Source organism: Streptomyces sp. rh34, assembly GCF_002551245.1.
In the GTDB taxonomy this organism is placed as follows: Bacteria; Actinomycetota; Actinomycetes; order Streptomycetales; family Streptomycetaceae; genus Streptomyces.
This window is the reverse complement of record NZ_NTGZ01000543.1, coordinates 1-1,179: the sequence shown is the minus strand read 5'-3', so window position 1 is coordinate 1,179 and position 1,179 is coordinate 1. Positions and strand designations below refer to the sequence as shown.

Annotated in this window: 2 pseudogenes; one reads left to right on the top strand and one right to left on the bottom strand. The window is 78.8% G+C overall.

From position 1 onward, the window contains the following. Window positions 1–423 (bottom strand): annotated as a pseudogene (locus CR470_RS41035) (hypothetical protein); the annotation flags it as partial. 490 nt (window positions 424–913) lie between these two features. Between CR470_RS41035 and CR470_RS41030 the strand changes: the two are divergent. Continuing rightward, a pseudogene (locus CR470_RS41030) lies at window positions 914–1,179 on the top strand (hypothetical protein); the annotation flags it as partial.

Below are 1,179 nucleotides of genomic sequence, written 5' to 3'. Positions count from 1 at the left end.
AGGAGCCAGGCCGGCCGGCCCCGACGGACCGGCGGGCGTCGTTCCGGCCGCCCCCGCGACGGCCCGGCCGTCGGCCGAGATGCCGGTGCTCCAGCGCCAGGCATCCGACCCGCCGAGTCCGCCGGGCCTTCCGGCCACGACTCCCACGACTCCTGCGACGCCCGCGACCCGTTCGACCGGCTCGACGAAGGCGTCGGTGCCTGCGTCCGCTCCTGCGCCTGCGCGGCGGCAGCAGCCGTCGTCGCCGGATGCCCGGTCTCGTACGCCCCAGCAGTCCCAGCCGCCCCAGTCATCCCAGCGGCACCAGCCCACCCGGCCGCCCGGTTCATCGACGCCATCGGGGCCCTCCCCCTCCGTACAGCCCGCACCGCGGGCCGACGCTTCCGGCAGCTCACGGGCCCGTGCGCGGGGCGGGATCGGCACGCCGCTCCCCTCGCTGCCGCCCACCGCCCGGCTCGGCGGCGACGCCCCGCTGCTCGGTGACCGAGCGTCCGCCGGGACGCGGCCGGTTCCGGATCGGGCGCAGAGCCCCGGGCCCGCGCATCCGGCTGTTCCCGCTGCTCCGGCCCAAGCTTCCCCGTCGCCGGGGGCGCCCCCCGCGATGCCGGTGCGGTCGGCTTCCGCCGCGCCCGGAGCGCCCGCCATACCCTCAACGCCCGCCGCGTCGTCGCCCGGAACCGCGGCCGTCCAGCGCGCGGCGGATCCCGCCCGTGCCCGGACCGCTCCGGCCGCCGCCGCTCCCCTGCCGCCCGTACGCGTCCGGCCGATCGCTCGGGGCCGTACGGCGTCGCAGGGCCTGAGCGGTGCGACGCCGTCGCCCACCGTCCAGCGGTCACGGACTCTGCTCTCCGGCCGCGCCCTGACAGTGAACACCGGGTCCGCCGAAGGGTTTTCGGCGCCTCCCACGACGACAGTGGGCAGCAGCACCGCGCGCCCGGTCGTGGCGGCCACCTGGCGGCGCGACGTACGGCAGCCGGGCACCGGTGCTCCGTCGCCGGGCCGTGTCGACGGGCGGACCGGGGGCACGCCGAGCTCCGGCACCCAGCAGCCGGTGTCCTCCGGTACGGCTCCGGGGGCCGTGGTCCAGCGCTCGGCGACCCCGGACCCCGCACCCCGGGGCGGCGCCGCCTTCGCGGACCCGGCCCCGGGCTGTCTCTTATACACATCTCTGATGGCGCG